The organism is Pseudobacter sp. (assembly GCF_051955275.1).
Taxonomy (GTDB): Bacteria; Bacteroidota; Bacteroidia; order Chitinophagales; family Chitinophagaceae; genus Pseudobacter.
In genome coordinates, this window is record NZ_JBQCGW010000196.1 from 1 (window position 1) to 20,857 (window position 20,857).

The 20,857-nt window shown below is 49.0% G+C and carries 14 protein-coding genes; 7 read left to right on the forward strand and 7 right to left on the reverse strand.

Annotation, left to right across the window (positions count from 1 at the left end; genetic code table 11):
• The 5 genes from eno to ACTHMC_RS17035 all read left to right on the forward strand — a co-directional run.
• Positions 1 to 606 (forward strand): phosphopyruvate hydratase (gene eno, locus ACTHMC_RS17015; protein ID WP_440414833.1); only part of this gene is annotated, 606 nt, incomplete at its 5' end.
• Between the two features lie 102 nt (positions 607 to 708).
• On the forward strand, positions 709 to 1,005 hold the full coding sequence (locus ACTHMC_RS17020) for an FtsB family cell division protein (RefSeq protein WP_440414835.1): 297 nt from the start codon (positions 709 to 711) through the stop codon (positions 1,003 to 1,005).
• A gap of 249 nt (positions 1,006 to 1,254) precedes the next feature.
• The gene (locus ACTHMC_RS17025; protein ID WP_440414837.1) at positions 1,255 to 1,494 is read left to right on the forward strand and encodes a hypothetical protein; all 240 of its coding nucleotides are present in this window, start codon (positions 1,255 to 1,257) and stop codon (positions 1,492 to 1,494) included.
• A gap of 98 nt (positions 1,495 to 1,592) precedes the next feature.
• Positions 1,593 to 2,372, forward strand: a complete 780-nt coding sequence (gene nth / locus ACTHMC_RS17030; RefSeq protein WP_440414838.1) for an endonuclease III — start codon at positions 1,593 to 1,595, stop codon at positions 2,370 to 2,372.
• A 360-nt stretch (positions 2,373 to 2,732) separates the two neighbouring features.
• Positions 2,733 to 5,138, forward strand: coding sequence for a GAF domain-containing protein (locus ACTHMC_RS17035; protein WP_440414839.1), 2,406 nt, complete (start codon positions 2,733 to 2,735; stop codon positions 5,136 to 5,138).
• 71 nt (positions 5,139 to 5,209) lie between these two features.
• On the opposite strand, the gene ACTHMC_RS17040 is transcribed toward ACTHMC_RS17035, so the two are convergent.
• From ACTHMC_RS17040 to ACTHMC_RS17050, 3 genes are all read right to left on the reverse strand, one after another.
• Positions 5,210 to 5,725 (reverse strand): DUF4251 domain-containing protein, encoded by a 516-nt coding sequence (locus ACTHMC_RS17040; protein ID WP_440414840.1) that lies wholly within the window; start codon positions 5,723 to 5,725, stop codon positions 5,210 to 5,212.
• Between the two features lie 54 nt (positions 5,726 to 5,779).
• Positions 5,780 to 9,421: a BamA/TamA family outer membrane protein gene (locus tag ACTHMC_RS17045; protein ID WP_440414842.1), complete on the reverse strand. Its 3,642-nt coding sequence runs from the start codon at positions 9,419 to 9,421 to the stop codon at positions 5,780 to 5,782.
• A gap of 112 nt (positions 9,422 to 9,533) precedes the next feature.
• The gene (locus ACTHMC_RS17050) at positions 9,534 to 10,391 is read right to left on the reverse strand and encodes an SdiA-regulated domain-containing protein (RefSeq protein ID WP_440414844.1); all 858 of its coding nucleotides are present in this window, start codon (positions 10,389 to 10,391) and stop codon (positions 9,534 to 9,536) included.
• A gap of 102 nt (positions 10,392 to 10,493) precedes the next feature.
• Between ACTHMC_RS17050 and ACTHMC_RS17055 the strand changes: the two genes are divergently transcribed.
• Positions 10,494 to 11,786 carry a Pycsar system effector family protein gene (locus ACTHMC_RS17055; RefSeq protein ID WP_440414846.1) on the forward strand — a complete coding sequence of 431 codons (1,293 nt, stop codon included), beginning with the start codon at positions 10,494 to 10,496 and terminating at the stop codon, positions 11,784 to 11,786.
• On the opposite strand, the gene ACTHMC_RS17060 is transcribed toward ACTHMC_RS17055, so the two are convergent.
• Both ACTHMC_RS17060 and ACTHMC_RS17065 read right to left on the reverse strand, forming a co-directional pair.
• The gene (locus tag ACTHMC_RS17060) at positions 11,783 to 13,639 is read right to left on the reverse strand and encodes a 2-oxoacid:acceptor oxidoreductase subunit alpha (protein WP_440414847.1); all 1,857 of its coding nucleotides are present in this window, start codon (positions 13,637 to 13,639) and stop codon (positions 11,783 to 11,785) included. The genes ACTHMC_RS17055 and ACTHMC_RS17060 overlap by 4 nt on opposite strands.
• 281 nt (positions 13,640 to 13,920) lie before the next feature.
• Complete coding sequence (locus ACTHMC_RS17065) at positions 13,921 to 16,821, reverse strand: glycoside hydrolase family 3 N-terminal domain-containing protein (protein WP_440414849.1); 2,901 nt, start codon at positions 16,819 to 16,821, stop codon at positions 13,921 to 13,923.
• 139 nt (positions 16,822 to 16,960) lie between these two features.
• Between ACTHMC_RS17065 and mutL the strand changes: the two genes are divergently transcribed.
• The gene (gene mutL / locus ACTHMC_RS17070; RefSeq protein ID WP_440414851.1) at positions 16,961 to 18,919 is read left to right on the forward strand and encodes a DNA mismatch repair endonuclease MutL; all 1,959 of its coding nucleotides are present in this window, start codon (positions 16,961 to 16,963) and stop codon (positions 18,917 to 18,919) included.
• Here mutL and ACTHMC_RS17075 read toward each other — a convergent pair.
• Both ACTHMC_RS17075 and ACTHMC_RS17080 read right to left on the reverse strand, forming a co-directional pair.
• Positions 18,905 to 20,425: a hypothetical protein gene (locus ACTHMC_RS17075; RefSeq protein ID WP_440414852.1), complete on the reverse strand. Its 1,521-nt coding sequence runs from the start codon at positions 20,423 to 20,425 to the stop codon at positions 18,905 to 18,907. The two genes, mutL and ACTHMC_RS17075, sit on opposite strands and share 15 nt — an antisense overlap.
• Before the next feature lie 4 nt (positions 20,426 to 20,429).
• Positions 20,430 to 20,857 (reverse strand): RNA polymerase sigma factor (locus tag ACTHMC_RS17080; RefSeq protein WP_440414853.1); only part of this gene is annotated, 428 nt, incomplete at its 5' end.

Genomic DNA, 20,857 nt, shown 5'->3' on the forward strand with positions numbered 1-20,857 from the left:
ATTGAGAAGGCTGGCTTCAAGCCGGGTGAAGACATCGCTCTTGGCCTCGATTGCGCGGCAACCGAGTTCTTCAAGGATGGCAACTACGTCTATGAAGGCGAACGGAAGACGCGCGATCCAAAGGCTCAAGCCAAGTATCTCGCCAAGCTCGCCAGCGACTATCCTATCGTCACCATCGAAGACGGTATGGCTGAAGACGACTGGGAAGGTTGGAAGAACCTGACACAGGCTATCGGCAGCAAATGCCAGCTGGTAGGTGACGATCTGTTCGTTACCAATGTAAAGCGTTTGAAACAGGGTATCGACCAGAACATTGCCAACAGCATCCTGATCAAGGTTAACCAGATCGGTACAGTTACTGAAACCATCAACGCCGTTCAACTGGCGCAGACCAATGGTTTCAATACCATCATGAGCCACCGCAGCGGTGAAACGGAAGATACTACCATCGCTGACCTGGCTGTTGCCCTGAACTGTGGTCAGATCAAGACTGGTTCCGCCAGCCGTACAGACCGTATGGCCAAGTACAACCAGCTTCTCCGCATTGAAGAAATGTTGGCTGAGACCGCCGTTTATCCGAAAGGAAGGATTAAATTTGGTAAGTAAGCTTTTTGACTGAATTATAATCTCAAAATAGTTTCCGGAGCGATCAGAAAGTGGTAGCGGCTTTTCGCTATTGTTTTCTGATCCTCCATTTTTACAGATCTCATGAAATTGCTCGCACGCATACCCGCCTGGTTGAAGAATAAGTACACCATTACCTCCCTGGTCTTTGTGATCTGGGTGCTTTTCTTTGATGACCAGGACATCTTCACTACTTATTTCAAGCACAAATCAGAGCTTCGCACATTGGAAGAGAGCCGGAATTATTACCTGGATCAGATCAAAATAACCAAATCGGAGCTGGAACAACTCAAATCGGACAAATCCACCCTGGAGAAATATGCCCGCGAAAAGTACTGGATGAAGAAAGAAAACGAGGATCTTTTCATCCTTCCTGAGTAGCCATTCTGTTGTCATTCCCTGATTATCAAGCATTACCGTAAAAACTTATTCCTGGGTTGTCCACCATCGGACATTTACTATTTTTCCACTGGCCTATAAGGATTACCTTGCCTGTCCCCTGTTTCCATACTGTTATATTTCCAATACCTTTGTACAATAAAGAAGAACCAAGCTGCGTTTATACAGCACGGACGGACTCCGAATTGACTCTTCGGAACACTATTATTCAAGGACAAAATGGTTTTGCCTATGACTCTTCTCTTTACACCAGAGGAACTAGTACAGTATTTGTACAATGAAACTTCACCAGAGAAAACCGCAGCAATTGAGGCTGCCTTGCAGGAGGACTGGACCCTTCGCGAAAAGTTGGAAGTATTGAAATCATCCAGGAAGACATTGAACACCCTGGTTGAATCTCCCAGACATGAAGCAGTTCTGAACGTACTGAATTATGCCCGCCAAACGGCCACTGAATCGGTTCAATCCTAAGATCCCAATCCAATCCCTTACTGGCAGCCCTGTTTGATAGCCAGGCTGCTCGGTGAATAACCCTTCTCCCGTAATTTTGCAGTCATCATTTTGTGACGATGACTAGAAAAGAACGTTTCGACTTTGTAATCCATTATTTTCAGGAACACGCACCCAATGCGGAAACTGAATTGCTGTACGACAATCCCTACCAGTTACTGGTGGCGGTGATCCTGTCTGCACAATGCACAGACAAGCGTGTGAACCTGACCACACCGGCAATCTTTGCTGAATACCCGGATACGAAACATCTTGCCAAAGCCACCTTTGATCAGCTTTTCCCGCTGATCAGAAGCATCTCATACCCCAACAACAAAACCAAACACCTGATAGGCATGGCCCAGATGGTGGAGGGTAAGTTTGCGGGTGAGATCCCTCATACCGTGGAAGAACTGGTGGAGCTGCCTGGCGTTGGCCGCAAAACGGCGAATGTGATCACTTCGGTGATCGACAAGCAGCCGAATATGGCCGTAGACACGCATGTGTTCAGGGTCTCTGCCCGTATAGGCCTCACTGTTAAGGCCACTACTCCCCTGGCAACGGAAAAGCAACTGCTGCAATACATCCCCGAAAACCTGGTTCATATAGCGCACCACTGGATCATCCTGCATGGCCGCTATATCTGCGTGGCCCGCAATCCCAAATGCCCTGAATGTGGACTGAAACCCGCCTGCAAATACTACCAGAATGTTGTAATGAAAGAAGAGATCGCAGCACTCAAACAAAAGCGGAAAGATGTCATATCGCCAAACACTTCCATCAAAAAGCCTGCAATCAGAACAGCCAACAAATCAGCAGCGAAAAGCCCCGGAAAATCAATTAAGGTCAAAGGGAAATAGGTCCCCTTATAAACCATTACGGTAGCCAAAAAATGGTTGGCCCGAATCTGTTTGACAACAAACCAACAAAATCAACCACCACTAATATTTTGGTTACTGCCTTCCCACCGTCCGGGTAACTCCGTGTCGCAATCGTCCCCGTCCGCACTGGTTTTCCGCCCTTTATTAAAACCCGCCATTCCTGTTCCGGTCAAAGCCGGAGAAAACCCGGTCAAACCCCGTGTTTCATCCGCCAACTTTTTGGTCACCCTCCTGTTATTATTGTAATTTTACAATATCCAACCGAACCAGCCGTCTACCCTTAGAGAGGACTTATTTAAAAGATCGAATAATAGTTTTAATCAGACAATCAGTTAATACATGGAATCAAATTTTACCCAGGCGCCGCACTCATATCTGAGTTTCGCCCCCCTTATCCGGGAGTGGGAAAAGATGATCCGGGAGGGCAGGGAAGGAACCCGCCAACTGTACCAGGATCTGCTGAACAAAGTTCGGCAGCACCCTGAGTTGCTTGGCAGGATCGAGGATCTGTCTGTTCTGGACAAACACAAAACACTCATAGAACAAATGATGGCCACGGTGTTTCCCGTGACGCTCAACGATAAGGAAGACCTCTTTGGTGCAGGCTTCCCTTTTCAGATGAAGATGTTCTATGAATCAACCAAATTCCGCGAACTCTTCTTTGTAGATCCCGTAACCAAAGAGATCACCATGCCTGAAGCCGATGCATGTGGCGGCGGAAGTCCACAATCAGGCAAGGAAGATTGCATGTACCAGTTCATTCTCAGCAGGCTTTATGATATAGACAAAACCGAGACCGTGCGCATGGTAGAGCCCTACAAATGCATGGAGACCGGTCTTGACCGCTACATGGAGCTGGAGATAGATACGCGATTCCTGGATGTAAGGCCCAAAGGCGAACTGCCTAAGCTGCCGGATGACGTTTCATACGGCTGCATCAGGGCAGGAGGTGGAGCAGGAGAAAATGATGAACTGAAGCAGGCGCTTCCACTCAGTGCGTTTGAATTTGAAGGAATGGTGATCATCCGGATCTGGGAGGTCACTGAAAGAGAAGTACTGAATATCATCCGCGATAAATTGCTTCACCTCAACAATTTTGCAGACGTCAATCTTTTCAATGATCTGCAGAACCAGGTGCAGAACCTGTTAGGGGTACCTGGCGTGAGTACGGCCATCAAACCTTTTTTCCAGGTGAACGGACATACCGTACTGACCGAGTTCTATACTACCATGACGGACCAGAGCGTGAAGCGCAAACCCTCACCTGAGAAACTGCAATATGTTTATCAGAGTGTTACAGGTGCCTTCATGAAAAACCCGCGGCCCTTACTGGTGAACGAGATCAATGAAGATGCCGTGATGCGTTATCCCTTCCTCACCTTTATGGCGGAGTATGGATGGAGAAGCGCCATCGTTTGCCCGCTCTTCAGCGACAACAAAGAAGTGATGGGTGTGCTGATTGTTGTATCTAACGAAAAGAACAAACTCAGACCTGAACATGTGGCCAGCATCGAGCCAGCCATCCCGCTGTTCAAGATCGCCATGGAGAAAGCACAGGAAAACCTGGACCACCAGGTGGACCGGGTGATCAAGGACCAGTTCACTGCTGTACAGGATGCCGTTGAATGGCGCTTTACGGAAGCAGCCCTCAACTATCTCACGGGGATGAACAAGGGAGAAGGAGAAGTGAAGATCGAGCCGATTGTTTTTGAAGGTGTGTACCCGCTATATGGAGCTATCGATATCCGAAACTCCTCCGTTGAAAGGAACCATTCCATTCAGCTGGATTTGCTGGAGCAACTTAACCTGGCCAATGATATCGTTCTGGCTGCAAAGCAGGACCATCCTTTTCCATTGCTGGATGAAACCAATTTCAAGATCAGGAAGTATATCCATTCAGTGTCGAACATCCTTTTTGCGGATGATGAACTGAGTATTCTCCAGTTCCTGAAAGTGGAAGTGGTGCAGCTGTTCAAACACCTGCAATCCATCATGCCTTCTCTCAACAAACAGATCAACAAATACTTTGAAGCGGTGGATTCGCCAGTTGAGATGGTGTATCACCACAGAAAGAAATATGAAGACAGCATTACACATATCAACAATGAAGTAGCCCGTTTCATCGATCACGAACAAAAACTTGCGCAGCATATCTTCCCGCACTACTTTGAAAGGTTTGTGACCGATGGCGTGGATTTCAATATTTACATCGGCCAGGCAATTACACCGGAAAAGAAATTTGATTTCTTCTACCTGCGTAATCTGAAGATCTGGCAATTGAGCACACTGGCCAAAGCGGCAAGGCTCACGCACTCACTGGAAAAGCAGCTGGCCATGCCATTGCAGACAAGCCAGCTGATCCTGGCGCACAGCCATCCTATTTCCATCAGCTTCCGTACAGCGGAACGCAAATTCGATGTTGACGGTGCTTACAATATCCGTTACGAGATCATCAAAAAAAGGATCGATAAAGTGCACCTGAAAGATTCCAATGAGCGGCTGACCAAACCTGGATATATCGCTATCGTGTATTCACAGCAACAGGAAGCATTCGAGTACCTGGAGTACATCGAGTACCTGCAGAACCAGGGACTGCTGCGTGGAGAAGTGGAAAGGCTGGAGCTGGAAGAACTGCAGGGTGTGAGCGGCCTGAAAGCACTGAGGGTTGGCGTGAACCTGGAGATCGAATCAGATGATAAGGATCAGGGAAAAGATGTGAAGAAGCTGGCAGGTGTGAAGAACTGATCTGAATATTCCTACATAAACAAGGGCTGCCCGGTTGTGGACAGCCCTTTGCTTTTTTCGGAAAAATGAGTTTATTTCTTTTTTGAACTTTTTTCTGTGATATAACCGTTGTAAGAGATCGGCTGACGGTTCACGCTTTGTACCTGTACATAGGCATACCCGCTTTCGGTGATGCTTAAACGAACAGATTGTATTTCGCGGACATCCTTTGGTTTGATCACAATATCCCAGCCACCTTTCTTCTTATCAGTTTTTGCGTATTCAAAATCCTTTGATGTGAATTTGATACCTCCTTCCATGGTGCTGCTTACATTGAATGCACGACCGAAGTAGGGAAGATAAGAAATAATGGTGTCTTTGGTTACTGTGAAATCAAATTCCGGAGTAACCTGAACAACGCGACCGGATTGGGGAATTACCGATTGCGTAATGAATACAAACCGCCGGTCTTCTACCAGTTTCTTTACTTCAACTGCTTTGGCAGCTTCTTTTTCCTGCTTTGTCTGAGCGCTTGCCACACTTATAAAAGTGGTAGCCAACACCATCAGCAACAAAGCGGCTTTCGACAGGTTATTTACTATTCTCATGATTAACATTTTAATTGATACCATTATAACGGCAATAAAATGTTAAGAGCCACATCAGAACTGATAACCTAACGTTAAAAGCGGAAGTGTGCTTTCCCTGGACGAAGTGAGGCTGGCCGTCAGCACAAATCTTTTAACCAGTCCCAGCCAGATACCACCACCGTAGCCATGGTGCCACATCTCAGAGCGATCATCATCTACCCATACCCTGCCCACATCATTGAAAGCAAGAATGCCGATAGAGCCGGGAAGCAGGTAGGTCCTGAAATCGGTTACCTTAATGCGTAATTCTGTATTGTTGTACAGCATGGATTTACCTGCAAAGCGGTATTTCCTGTAACCCCGGAGATTTTCTGTACCTCCCAGATATTGAGCCTGGAAAAATTCATATTTTCCGAAGTTGATGCCTCCACCAAATCTTGTTGCAATCACCGTGCCTGACGTGGAGCCAAGGCCGATATACAGAGCCATGTCGGAGCTCAGCTGGGTCAGATACTCAGAATTGTTGTTAAGACCACGTAAAACTTTGAGTGAAGACTGCCAGAAAATGCCGCGTGAAGGACTGATCTGGTTATCACGCGTGTCCATGTTCAGGTTGAACTGGCCACCCAGGTAGTATTTGTCTTCAAAAGTATTTTTCGGATCCAGGCCGTTTTCCTGAAAATTGGATAGGAATCTACCCTTATTCTCATCTTCATCCGGACTGAAATACTGGAAGGACGGGCCAATGGCAACTGTCAGCCAGTTGGAGAACTCACGTTTCAGCAACACAGCAAGGTCCCCTTTATTGTAGCGGGCGCGATAATAATTGATTTTTTCAGGCGCGTTCTTATCGTACTTTGTTTCGTTTCCCAGACCAAAGAAGTTGGTTACATAATCGGGTGAATTCAGCTGGGCATTGATGAAGATATCCGTTTTGCCGATCACTTTACGAAAATCGCTGCTGTAGCGGATGGTAAAGGCTTCAGTAGCCAGAGCATGGCTCAGCATGAATTTGTGGATCACAGCAGGATTGCGGCGGAATTTTCTGCCCGTATATTTGAATCCTATGCCCAGGAATACGCCATCATCGGGGTTGAATGCGGCACTTGCCTGGGGCGCAAGAATATTATAACGGAATGCTTTTCTGTCGTAGTCATTTACGGCGGGATCTGAGGACAATCTCTTTGCCTCCCTGCCTTCGCCCGTGATTACATTGGCTTCAGTTTTCAGATCATAGATCCGGGTTTTGCTGCCGCTGGCATGTATAGCCGAATTGTCGATAGTATCAATGCCTGGTCCTCCGATGATGCGCACCAGTATGCTTTTGCGGCCATCTCCGTTAAGCACGAACTTATCTTCGCCCCCTAAACCATAAAGACGGATCTCTTTGGTTTCGCCATATTTGAAAGTGCGGCTGTAAAGTTTTTTACTTTCTTCCCCTTCCTTGTTGATTTTACGCACCACCACTTTTACGGAGCCGTCTTCATTTCGTGTGATCTCAAACAATTCTCGCTTGTTGGTTCCCGTTACATCCACTTCTTTAGCCAGGAAGCGATAATACTGTAATGCATCCGCTTTCAGGAAGTTCCTGCGCTGCTGCAGTGTTTCAATGATATGTGGTGCGGCATCCCCTTTGATCTCTCCGGGCTGCAGTCCTAAAGCCTGACGTATAACAGTGTCAGTCATGAGTGGGAGAAACTCATCCACGCCTTCAGACCAATCATTTTCTGAAAGATCGTTCAGGAAGGAGCGGTCAAAGAATCGCGCGTTGAAGTAAAGGGTATTGATATTTCTGGCTTTGGGGCGGAAGCCCTGGAATGCAGGCAGCAACCAGTTCCTGCTGATGATCTTTGGGATCACTCCATCGTTGGTGAAGAAAGCCTGGTCCCTGTCGCGCGGAATGGGAAAATAGGTTTTGCCTTTTCCTTTGCCGCTTTCATTGGCACCCCAGCGCCACTGGTCTTCATGTCTGTCAAAGTCCATGATGAACATATCCAGCAGACGTGCGCGCAACATGGCTTTGCGGTCGATCTTATTGTCGTTGTCTTCCTGTAATTTCTCGATCACTTTGTCTGTGCTGTAAGTTTTGGCCAGTTCCAGTGGTTCCCTTTCTTCAAAGAGATAAAGCCTGTTGGTAAAATCATGCCTGAACTGCAGCAGTCTGGGGTCATCGGGCAGCCATACCAGTTTGGGGTTGGCATGCGGTACTCCGGCTGCAACCGCCAATGGCGGAATGCTCAAGGCTGCGAATGGGTAGGAGGCTGAAATGCCGTCTAACACTGCGTCTTTCACGAATGTTTGCCTGAATTCTTCTGGCAGTGTCTTATCAGGATATTTCTCGATGCTGCGTAATACGAACTCTTTACCCTGTGCATCTTCCAGCCTCAGGGAGCGGGATTGCATACCACCGCCACGCCTGGTGGGTGTGAGCCCGCCGCGCATTTTACCGATGTCGAAAACAGGAACGGTAATGGGGGTTGTCCATTCTTTCCGGTAGTTTGCACCGAACAGCCATCTTTTGAACCGGCCTGCTTTGTAGTAGGGAGCGGCAACGGTGGTGAAGGAATCTGGCAGACTGGGTGACGTGATTGCCTGCTCATGCAGTGTGGGCGCTTTGAAAGCAGGTAAAGAGGTTGTATAGATAACCTGGTTGGGATCTTTTGAAAGTGAGGAATAAAAAGTAAGCGTGATATTACCGTTAGTGGAAATATCCAGCACACCAAAACCTGTACCTTCATTGGCGAAGCGGGTATCTTTTCCATATTTCACCTGGCTTTGTTTGGAGCCTGCGCCACTAACGATATGCTGCTGTCCATTCTCCACCATATACTGTAAAGTATGTTCATGACCGCTCACCCTGATGGCGTAAGGATGTTGATCCAGCAGGGTGTCAAGGCTGCGTACATATTGTTTGTATACGGGGTGTGGTTTGTCCTGGATATTACCAAACCAGGAGCGGCCTAACGGATATATAGAACCGATGACTGGTAATGGAATATAAAGGCTGGGATTTACTTCGGTGAGCGGAAAGAGATGTTGTTTGAAAGTATAATAACCTCCATGCTCGCCATGTGTTCTGAACGGATGGTGTGCAGCGAAGATCACCAGTTTGTTACGGTTCCGGTAGAGTGCGTCTTTGACGGCCAGTGTGAGCTCGTCATTGGTTTTGCAATCACAATCGGATGTGTTGCCGGGCCGGCCTTCCTGCTGAAACCACCACTGGCTGTCGATGATCAGTAAGGTGACCTGGTCAGTGAGTTTTACTTCCACGGGGCCAGGGCAACCTTCCAGCGGAGCGAAATGTACATTCGGGATCTGCAGTGATTCCACGTACTGGCTCTGATGCAGGATCTGTTTATAGCCATCGCGCTTGCCTTTATCCCAATCGTGGTTGCCGGGTGTGAACCAGGCTTGCGCTTCTGTTCCTTTCACGGAGTTTATCTGGTCATCGAGGATCTTTTTCTTTTCAGGATAATTGGCGGCGGTGGAGTCCGGAAGACCGTTCTGGTACACATTGTCGCCCAGGAATAGCACCGTGGTACGTGCATCCAGTTTGAACTTTGCCTTCATCAGTTCCAGTTCAGGATGATGGCCATTGAGTTGTTTGCCGGCATCGCCCACCAGGATGATGCGATGTGCAAGGGAGTCCTGCGCAGATGCTGAGGACACAATGAGGAATAACGATAAAACCAGCCAGGTATAGATCCTATTCATACAGATATTTTGATGAAACTTCGGGTGATGTCAGTCGCTCGCGTCCCCGCGAGTGGCTTATATTTGTTCGCCTCTGGCGAACCTCGTGTTGCCGGAGGCAACGGAATACAGGTCACTCGCGGGGACGCGAGCGACTGGCGGCAGCCTGATCATAGGGAAACTTCAGGATGGTGCCTTTGCCATCCACGCCCTCATTGGAGATATACATATCTCCGTTTGGCGCAAAAGTGATTCCCTCCGGTTGGGGGAACTGATCAGGATTCAACTGATAGGCTGCCAGCACTTCTCCGCTCAGGCTCACTTCCAGTATGGCTTTGCCGATAGAAGCCACAATGAATAATGTTTTCGTCACGGGATGGATAGCTGCTGCGGAAGGTTTGAAATCAGCATTGTTATTCTTGAGCTCATTGCGGATATCCTTCCACTTGATAGCATATACGGGGGTATCGGAAAAACGGAGGCTATCGGGATCGAAGCTGTAGGCAAGCACTCCTTTCTTTGATTCCCTTTGTTCTTTGGAAAGGAGGATGAGTTTTTTATTGGGGTCGATGTAAAGGCTTTCGAATTCGATCTTCTTTTTACGATGGAACTCAAACTCCTCTTCCACGTGTTTTGCGTTTACGGGTACGCGGTGGATATTTCCATTGCTTTCCAGTACAAAATAGAAAGTATCCAGTTGCACGATATCTTCATAATCTCTCTTCTTGCCGAATTTCCTTACCTGCAGGTCGCCGTCTTCCGGATCCACCAGGAATATCTTTCCATCTTCATCATTGATAGCGGCGATGGTATTATTGGGAAGCCAGAACATGCCGGAGATCTCCAGCAGGTCTTTGTCGAGCACGAGGGTGGTCTTTAGGGATGCGTCGTATCCGGGGATGGCGGGTACAAAGGATTTCCCCTGTCCGGTACAACCGGAAAAGCCGGCAATCAGCAGTATGATAAGGATACAGGTGATCGATCTGTTCATATCTCAACAACAGTTAATGGCTTACAAAGTTGGGGCAGGAAATCGATATTTAAATATACAATCTTTTATTGCTTAATTTAGACTGTCGAAACCAATCAATGTATGACATCAGCCGCGCAGCAATTATTACAGGAAGCCAGGCAATACGTTACAGGCTTATTTACCAACAAGGTGGATCCTGCATTCGTTTATCATAACATTGAGCATACCATGGAAGTGGTGGAAGCATCGGAACTGATGGCCAACCACCTGGCTCTTCCGGAAGAGGAAAAACCCGCATTGCTGCTGGCAGCCTGGTTTCATGACACAGGATACTCTGCGGGTCAGCCCAAGCGCCATGAAGAAGTGAGCCGTGATATTGCTGCCGATTTCCTGCGTGGCAGAGGCGTTGACCAGCTTACTATCGATAAAGTGAGCAATGCCATCATGGCCACCAAATGGCCGCAGAGCCCCGTCAACCTGCTGGAGCAGATCCTCTGCGATGCAGATCTCTCGCACCTGGGCATGCCCAGTTTCCCTGAAAAGAACAAACTGCTCCGCCAGGAACTCAACCTGCTTTTCGATAACAAACTCGGAAAGAAAGACTGGCGGCAGAAGAATATCTTCTTCCTTCAACAGCACCGTTACTTTACGGAGTACGGCAAAACAGTGCTGGAACCCGTGAAGCAACAGTACCTCCAGGAGCTGATCCGCAAATCCGACAAGAAAGGGAAGCGTGAAGATGAATCCATCGAAGAAATGACGGTAACCGCCAGGTTACCGGTTGAAGCGGTTGTGCCGGAGAAGGTCAATGATGAAAAGGCCCTTACGTTTAAAGAAAGGGAAAAACTGGAAAAAGATAAACTGGCAAGGACAGAAAGAAGTATCGCCACCATGTTCCGTATTATGAGCGAGAACCATGTGAACCTCAGCCAGATGGCAGACAGCAAAGCCAATATCATGATCTCCGTGAACACCATCGTGATATCCATCATGGTATCTGTACTGCTGGGCAAACTGCAGTTCTATCCTGAATTCATCGTTCCTACCATCATCCTCCTGGTAGTGTGTCTCAGCGCAGTAGTATTCGCTATTTTGGCCACCAGGCCCAATGTGAACCGCGGTACTTTCACCAGGGAGGATATCGAGAATAAAAAAGTGAACCTGCTCTTCTTCGGCAATTTCTTTAAAATGGACCTGAAGGATTATGACTGGGCCATGAAGCAGATGATGGCTGACCGGGATTACCTGGACAGCAGTATGATCAAAGACATTTACAGCCTGGGCGTGGTACTTGCAACCAAATACAAGTACCTGCGCATAGCTTATAATATCTTCATGTTCGGTCTGGTGATTGCCATCCTGGCCTTTGCCATTGTGTTCCTCATTTCTGAACAGAACCCCAACGCTGCCTAGTTGATAGCGCCAAGCATTTCACGGAGCTTCATCACCAGTTCAGTTTTGGTGATGGGAACACCCATGATCTTGTTGTAGCCTTTTGCATCCACCAGGTACTGGTCCCGGATGATCTTGATGAGTTGTCCGTTGTTGATCTCGGGGATCAGCACCTGATCAAAATTCTTGAGCATGTCTCCGAGGTTCTTCGGGAAAGGGCGCATATGGCGCAGGTGTGCATGGCTCACTGCATATCCTTCAGCCTGGATCTCAGCAACAGCGCTCTTGATGGCGCCATACGTTGACCCCCAACCGAGGATCAGGATCTTACCTTTTTCAGGGCCACTGTCAAGTGTCTGGGCGGGAATATAGTCAGCGATCTTATCTACTTTTTCCTGTCTGATCTTCACCATCAGCTGGTGGTTCTCGGGATCATAACTTACATTACCGGTGATGTTCTGTTTTTCCAGTCCTCCGATACGGTGCTCCAATCCTGGTGTGCCGGGGATAGCCCATGGGCGCACCAGTTTCTCATCACGGAGATAGGGCTGGAATTTATCTTCCCCATGTCCCAGTTCCGTTTTGAAGCTTACTTCTATCGGCTGGAGGTCATCAGCCTGGGGGAAGCGCCAGGGTTCTGCGCCATTGGCGATATAACCATCACTGAGCAGTATAACGGGGGTCATATGCTGCACTGCAATGCGCACGGCTTCGTAGGCCGCTGCAAAACAATCTGAGGGTGTGCTGGCAGATACTATCGGCATGGGACATTCGCCGTTACGGCCGTAGTAAGCCTGCAACAGATCGCTCTGTTCTGTTTTGGTAGGAAGACCTGTTGAAGGGCCGCCACGCTGGATATTCACGATCAGGAGCGGGATCTCCAGCATCACAGCCAGGCCCATGGCCTCGCCTTTCAGCGCCATACCCGGACCGGAAGTGGTGGTTATTCCCAGCATACCGCCATAGGCTGCGCCGATAGCCGAAGTAATACCTGCAATCTCATCTTCCGCCTGGAATGTGCGGATGCCAAAAGATTTGTGCTTGCTCAGCTCATGCAGGATATCGGAAGCCGGAGTGATTGGATATGTTCCCAGGAAAATCGGCAGTCCGCTCTTCTGTGATGCCGAGATCAATCCGAATGCCAGGGCCTGGTTGCCCATGATGGAACGATAAGTACCAGGCGTCATGCGCGCTTTCTCAACACGGAAACGGGTGGTGAAAGTTTCAGTGGTATCCCCGAAGTTATACCCTGCCTGCAGCGCTTTCACGTTACTGTCGAGGATTTCCTGTTTCTTCCCGAATTTATCGGTGAGGAACTGGATGGTATTTTTCATGTCGCGGTTGTACATCCAGTACAGGAAGCCAAGCACGAACATATTTTTTGCACGGTCTTTTTCTTTGGTGCCCATCTGGATCTCCTTGAGTGCTTCGCGGGTCATTTTGGTAACGTCCATGCGGTACACTTCATAGTTGGTAAGACTGTCGTCTTCCAGGGGGTTGATGCCATCAGGGTAGTTGGCGAGGCGGAGGTTCTTGGTATCGAAGCCATCTGTGTTGGCGATGATCTTGCCACCTTTTTTGAGGAACCTGAGATTGGCTTTAAGGGCGGCGGCGTTCATGGCTACGAGTACATCGCACTCGTCGCCGGGTGTGAAAACGCGGTCGCTTGAAAAGCGGAGCTGGTAACCGCTCACACCGGGAAGGGTTCCCTGTGGTGCACGGATCTCTGCGGGGAAATCAGGAAAGGTGGCCAGGTCGATACCCAGCAGGGCTGTATTATTAGTAAATTGACTACCAGTAAGTTGCATGCCGTCGCCTGAGTCTCCGGCAAATTTGATCACAACATCCTGCAGCACTTCTTCTTTTCTGCTCATTTGGGGGAAAGTTTGTAATCGGCAAAATTACTTAAAACTGCGGAAAGGGGGAGGGTGGGGGCTTGCGATATAGGGAAAAATAGCGAAGGATAATTGTTTATGCGGGGCTTTCAAGGCATTTTGCATTAATTACAGGTTACCTAACATTACATCTGCATTGGACTCAATATATCCTCTGTAATCCATAATAGAATTTGAACTGTGATTTACAAAAAATAGGCTAAACATGAAAATGGCCGCAACTGATGGGTTGCGGCCATGATATGAATTGCTTTTTAAGTCTATTTCAGAAGTGATTGATAGATGGCTTCATGCACTTTGGGGCGAACACTCATGTTGAGGAATTTCGCCGGATCGGGACTGTTCACACGATTGCTGAGGAAGATGTACGTGAGGTTGTACTTGGGATCTATCCAGATGCAGGTGCCGGTGAAACCGGTATGTCCGTAAGTGAGCGGGGAGGCAGACATGGTGGGGTAAGCCTCTTTGCGCGTGGCATTGTCTTTCTCGGGTTTGTCGAAGCCAAGACCGCGACGGCTGATATCGCTGCTGTAGGCAGTGAAGAGATCGATGGTGGACTTGCTGAAGAAATTCTTGCCATCGATCACGCCGCTGTTGAGCAGCATCTGCGCCAGTATGGCCAGGTCGTAGGCATTGCTGAACAGGCCTGCATGTCCTGCCACCCCACCGAACATTGCTGCGCCCGGATCATGCACATCGCCCTGGATGAGTTGACGACGGAACAAAGCCTCGTTCTCCGTTGGTGCAATAAAGCCCAGCGGGAAACGGTCACGGGGCTTGAATCCAGTGGTTTCCAGGTTGAGCTTGTCGTAGAAAGTGAGCTTCACGTATTCATCCAGCGGCAGTCCTGAAATGGCTTCCACTACTTTGCCGAGGAAAATGAAATCATTATCGCTGTAGATATAACGGTTGCCGGGCTCCAGCGCACTCTTTACAATGATATTGTACATGGAGTCGCGGTAATCATTGCGCAGATAGAGGCCATTGGCCACACGCACCTGATGCAATGAATCCGGCTTCATGGAATAGTAAGCCCAGTTGGGTTTTCCATCAGGTCCGGAGAGGGTGCCGCGATAGAAAGGAATGAAAGATTTCAATCCCGCCTGGTGCAGTAACACATCACGCAGCCTGAGGTTTTGTTTATCGGAGCCTTTTGTCCATGGCAGGTAATCGCCGAGTGTTTTATCGATATCCAGCCTGCCCTCATCATAGAGCTTCATCACAGAAAGCGTGGTGGCCATGATTTTGGTAACGGAAGCGAGATCGTAGATGGTTTCAGGATATACGGCTTCTGTGCTGTCGTAGGTGAGATGGCCATAGGCGCGATCGAAAACAACCTTGCCATCTTTGGCTACCAGCACAACAGCGCCGGGGATCGCTTTTTTAGCGATGGCATCGGTAACGATGCTGTCTATCTGCGCAGAGAGAAAAGGCTGGTTGAAACCCAGGGTTGACGGAGCTACGGTTGGCAGGATGGCTTTTGCCGTGATGCCTGCGCCGAACCTGAAGGCGTCACAAACTGTAACAGGCAACTGACCTTTGGCGGTGAACTTGCCGAGCAGCAGGTCTGCACCGGCTGATTGGGTGATGTCATCATCTTCATAACAGGCCACCAGTACCTTGGAGTCGCAGAAATGCTGCACCAGGTAAGGGTTTCCGAAGGCGAAGGTGATGGTCTTCTGTTGCTGCTGCAGATTTTTGATGAGGCTCATGGCTGCATTGCTCACCCCGAAATTGTTGGCCGGGTAGCGGTTGTAATTGTGCAGGCCGAGCACTACCACGTCGTAACGGTTCTTCAGCAATTGCAGCATGGGATCCACCAGCGCGCTGTCCAGATTATAATTGAAATAGTAAACCTGTGCATCATAGTTCTTACGGACTTCGGCGGCAAACACATTGTCTTTTTCCAGCCCGAAGCCTATATAGGCAACACGTTTGCCTTTCTTGAGCGGGAAGATGGCGTACTCATCATTACGCAGCAGCGTGATTGCTTTTTCAGCGATCGTTCTGCGCATCATCGGCACTTTGCTGTTCAGGTCTTCCGTGATATTGTTGAGGTCGATGGGTTGCAGATTGGCAAGACCGTACTGGTATTTTGCATACAGTACTTTCTTCACGCGTTCATCGATCTGTTTCCAGCTGAGTTTTTTCTTGCGGATAGCCTTCAGCACTTTTTCGATGCTGCCGGGAATATTGCCGGGAAGACAAAGCATGTCGTTTCCCGCAATCAGGCTCTGGAGGCTGTTTTCACCATCCGGATAGAATTTGGCAACGCCTTTCATTTCCAGAGCATCGGTGAATGTGATGCCTTTGAAACCAAGTTCATGTTTGAGCAGGTCATTCACTGCTTTGGGGGAAATGGATGTGGGGCGGTTGGTAGTATTGTCGATGGAGTTCACCTGGAGGTGTGCTACCATCACGCTGCCAACACCGGCCTTGATCAGTTCGCGGAAGGGATAGAGCTCCAGCGAATCCAGTTCTTCCCAGGACTTGTTGATCACCGGAAGATCATGGTGCGAGTCTACTGCAACATCGCCATGACCGGGGAAGTGTTTGGCGCAGGCCATCACTCCGTTATCCTGCATGCCGAGGGTGTATTGAACACCGTATTCGGCAACCTTGTATTTATCTTCTCCGAATGACCTGTCGTTGATCACCGGGTTGAGAGGATTGTTGTTGATGTCCACCACAGGTGCATAGTTCACCTGTATGCCAGCGCGTTTGCACTGTTCGGCAACTACCTGACCATACTGATAGGCAAGGGCCGGATCGTGGGCGGCACCGAGCATCATCATGCGGGGAAGTCCACGTACACTGTCGAACCGCATACCTACACCGTTCTCTCCATCGATGGTGATCAGCAGGGGAGTTTTGGCAATCGACTGGAAATGGTTCAGCATCTGGGCCTGTTTAATAGGCCCGCCCTGGAAGAGGCAGAGGCTGCCGATATTGTACTTGCGGATGGCTTCTTCCACTTCTTTTTCAAAAAAGACAGGACCAACGCTCGAGAGTCGCACATTCATCAGCTGCGCGATCTTTTCTTCTTTGGAGAGCGTTTTGAAAACACTGTCCACCCACTGGTCCGCAGGGAGATGCGATCTCTTTTGTGCCTGGGCAATGGCACTGCTGCCAATCAAAACAAATAGTAGGAGCTTCTTCATAATGACGTTCTTATGTGCAATTGATGGCACAAAATAAGGATAAACCTGCACATTCCCGAAGAAACCCGCACAAACGTGAAGCTATTTGACAGTAGGCGTATTATTCCCTTATTTTTGCAGCTAAATAAGGAGACCCGTTTTGCCGGACATCATACAATTATTACCAGATAATATAGCCAATCAGATTGCAGCAGGTGAAGTGATTCAGCGGCCGGCCAGTGCTGTTAAGGAATTGCTGGAGAACGCCGTAGATGCGGGTGCTACCGAGATCAGGCTGATCATCCAGGATGCGGGCAAGCAGCTGATCCAGGTGATAGACAATGGTAAGGGTATGAGCGAAACCGATGCGCGCATGTGTTTTGAGCGGCATGCCACCTCCAAGATCAGGAGTATCGATGACCTCTTTCATATCCGCACCATGGGTTTCCGTGGCGAGGCCCTGGCCTCTGTTGCGGCCGTGGCCCAGGTAGTACTGAAAAGCCGCCGCGAGATCGATGAAGCGGGTACATATATAGAAATAGAGAACAGTACCGTGATCAAACAGGAACCTGTTGCCATGCCTGTTGGTACCAGCATTGCCATGAAGAATCTCTTCTTCAATATTCCTGCAAGAAGGAATTTCCTTAAGAGCAATGCGGCGGAGAACAAGCATATCATTGAAGAGTTCATCCGTGTGGCACTTTCCTTCCCTGAATTATTTTTCTCACTGACCAATAACGGAACAGAAATGTTCCATCTTGAAAAAGGCACCCTGAAGCAAAGGATCGTACAGTTGTTCGGCAACACATACAATTCTAAGCTGGTAACGGTGCAGGAGCAAACGGATTATCTCAATGTTCACGGATTTGTGGGCAAGCCGGATGCAGCCAAAAAAACAAGAGGTGATCAGTACTTCTTCGTGAATAACCGTTTCATCCGCAGTGGCTATCTGAACCATGCGTTGATGAGTGCCTACCAGGCGCTGATTGCACCTGATAGTTTTCCGTTGTATGTACTTTTCATCGATCTGGATCCAACGCAGGTGGATATCAATGTGCATCCCACCAAACAGGAGATCAAGTTTGAAGATGAGAAGATCGTGTATGCTTTTGTGCAGTCGGCGGTGAAACATGCGCTGGCGCAGTTCAGCATTACACCTACGCTGGAGTTTGATCTTGATCCCGGTATACAGCAGCTGGATGCAGTGAATAAACCATTCACAGAAGACAAGCAGGCTGCTGCGGCTTCTTCCCAGCTGTATCAGAATTTCACGCAGAAGCACCAGGCCTGGTCAATACCTCCAACAGAGAAGAATTCCAACCTGAAGCACTGGCAGGATTTTTATGAGCCCTCACAGCGGGGTGCAACCGAAGAGCAGTCTTCCATCCTGGCTGCCGGAGGTTCATTGCCCGGCACGGGTGGAAAGGAAAAGCCTTTCGAGAGTTTGCTCGACCAGATCAGGAGCAAACAGCCGGTGCAACAGTATTCAGAAGAAACAGATCCATTGCTGGCTATCTATGGCGCACAACCGAAGCAGGAGCTTCGTGTTATTGAAGAGGCGCCGATGCTGCAATTGCATTTCACCTATATAGTTGCCCCCACTAATCGCGGTTATATTCTAGTACAGCAGCAACTGGCGCATGAGCGTGTGTTGTATGAGCGCTTCGCGAAGGCGGCCTCTGGTAAACCCGTGGCATCCCAACGCAGTCTTTTCCCTCATACGCTGGAGCTCTCCGCACAGGATGCTGCGCTGATGACTGATCTGATACCGGACCTTGAATTGCTGGGTTATCTCATAGAACGCAGCGGTAATCAGGGTTTCCTGATCAATGGCACTCCTGCTGACCTGGAAGCAGGAAACGAGAAGATGGTGATAGAGCAATTGCTGGAACAGTTCAAACATTTCAGCGGCGATCTCAAATTCTCCAAACGCGAAAAACTCATCCGGTCACTGAGCTGGCAACAGGCTGTAAAGGCAGGCACTGCATTGACTGAAAAGGAAATGAAGACCCTTGTAACGGATCTGTTCCAATGCAGGCAACACAATGTTACGGCAGGCGGAAGCCCTACCTATATCGAATTCAAGAAAGATTACCTGGAGCAATTATTTAAGCGTTAACATGGAGCGGGCCGGCTGGCTCCGTTTTTTGTCCTCCCATATATTGTAACGGAGATAGAAGAATAATGCCTTGTTCTTATCGTAAGTATATCCAGTTGTGTTGTTCAGCCGGAAGCTGGTGTAATTCCCAAAGGCCTGATTGTAGCGAAGTCCTACTGTAAAGCGTTGCCAGTAATAATTAACGTCAAGCAATAACCGAACCTCACTGGCGCTCATCCTGTTGGTGAGCGAATCATAGCTCATACGGCCGAAAGACTGCCTGGTGATGGTTTCCTGGTTATTGTACACGCGCCTGTCTTCATACATGGCCACACCGCTCATCAGGGATGAGAACTGCAATCCGGTTCCCAGGAAGAAATTGGGGAGCGGGCTATGGTACACGGATACGGGCAGGTTGAAGTAATAGAGTTTTCTGGCGTAAACTGAATTATACATCCAGGTATTGCTGTTGAGGCTGACCTTTTCCTGGTACATGAGAATGGGCCTGATGTACTGCGGTGCCACTACCTGCAGTTCCGTTTGGAAGAAGGTGCGTTTGTTCAGATGGTATTGCGCATGCGGCGATGGAATATAGTCGGACACAGTGTTTGAGCCTCCCCGGTAATTAAAGCCGAGTGCTTGCTGATCAGCAAGCGGGAAGGCGAGGGGCAGTGAGAGACCAAGTGCGAACCTGCGGTCCATATTGTCCGACCTGCGCGGATTTTTCCGGGCAGTAATGGCTTTTACTGATGCCTGAGACTGGTTCAGCAGCGTGATTTGGCCTGATTGCTGTTTCATCGGTTGGTTGTTCAGCAGCAGGTCAGTTTCAATAGGTGGTGTTCCGTCTGTGATATCAGCGGGCAGGGATGGGAAGGTTTGAGTTTGCTGTGTAGAGTTTTCGGTATAGGCCGGGAGTTTGTTTTGATTGATTCTTTTATGTGCCGGAATAACAGGGATACCGATGTCTTCATCGGTTTTGGATGTTTCATCATCAACGGCAGCCTGTTCTTTGGCGGCAACGATTGCCTGGTCAGTGCGGGCGGCATCGGCATACGGCCTGTTGCTTTTTTTGCGTGCAGGCGTTTCTGCGGCATCGTGGGATGCCGGTCTGGCCGGAGTGATTCCGGTGTTCTCGGGCTGGCTGGTTGTTCCGGCAATATCACCGGCGTTACCTTTTCCGGAGTTCGCATTGGAGGCTCCGGGCGGGTATTGAACGGTTGGCAGTTTTGCAATGCCCGGCTGGTGCTGACCAGGGGCGTTGGGTGAATTTTCAACAGCAGTCAGTTCTTTGGCAGCGGTCTGGTTTCCGGAATTGTTCCGGTAAATGAACAAGGTTCCGGTTAGCAGGATGCCGGCGAGCATCCCGAAGATCCACCAGCGGCCATTGCCGCCGGATCCCGCACCGCGGGGCATTTCTTTGTCGAGCAGGGCCCTCATTTGTTCCCAGCCCTTTTCAGCCTCCATAGGTGGAGGAAGCTGCTGCATCTTTTCTGCCAAGTGTTGTTCGTATGGTTGTCTTTCGTTCATTACGTTACACTTGCAAGGTTTGTAAAAGTTTTTGTAATTGTTTGCGGGCCTCGCTCAGGTGCCATTTGCTGGTGCCTTCGCTGATTCCCAGTAATTCTCCTATTTCCCTGTGATTGTACCCTTCAATGATGTACAGGTTGAAAACCGTTCTGGTGGCGGGCGACAGCCTTTGCACCAGTTTCAGTAATTCTATGGCAGACATACGTTGTACAGCATCGTCCTCGATGGATGGCTCAGCAGCCTTTTCCAGTTCGATATCGCTGTAGAATTTCTCCCGCTGTCTCAGGAAGTCGATGGCGGAATTCACCATGATGGTCCTGATCCAGGTATAAAGCGAAGCGCGCTCCGCATTGAAGTTGTGAATATGCTTGTACACTTTTAGAAAACCATTGTGCAATACTTCGATGGCATCATCATGGTTGCGGGTATATC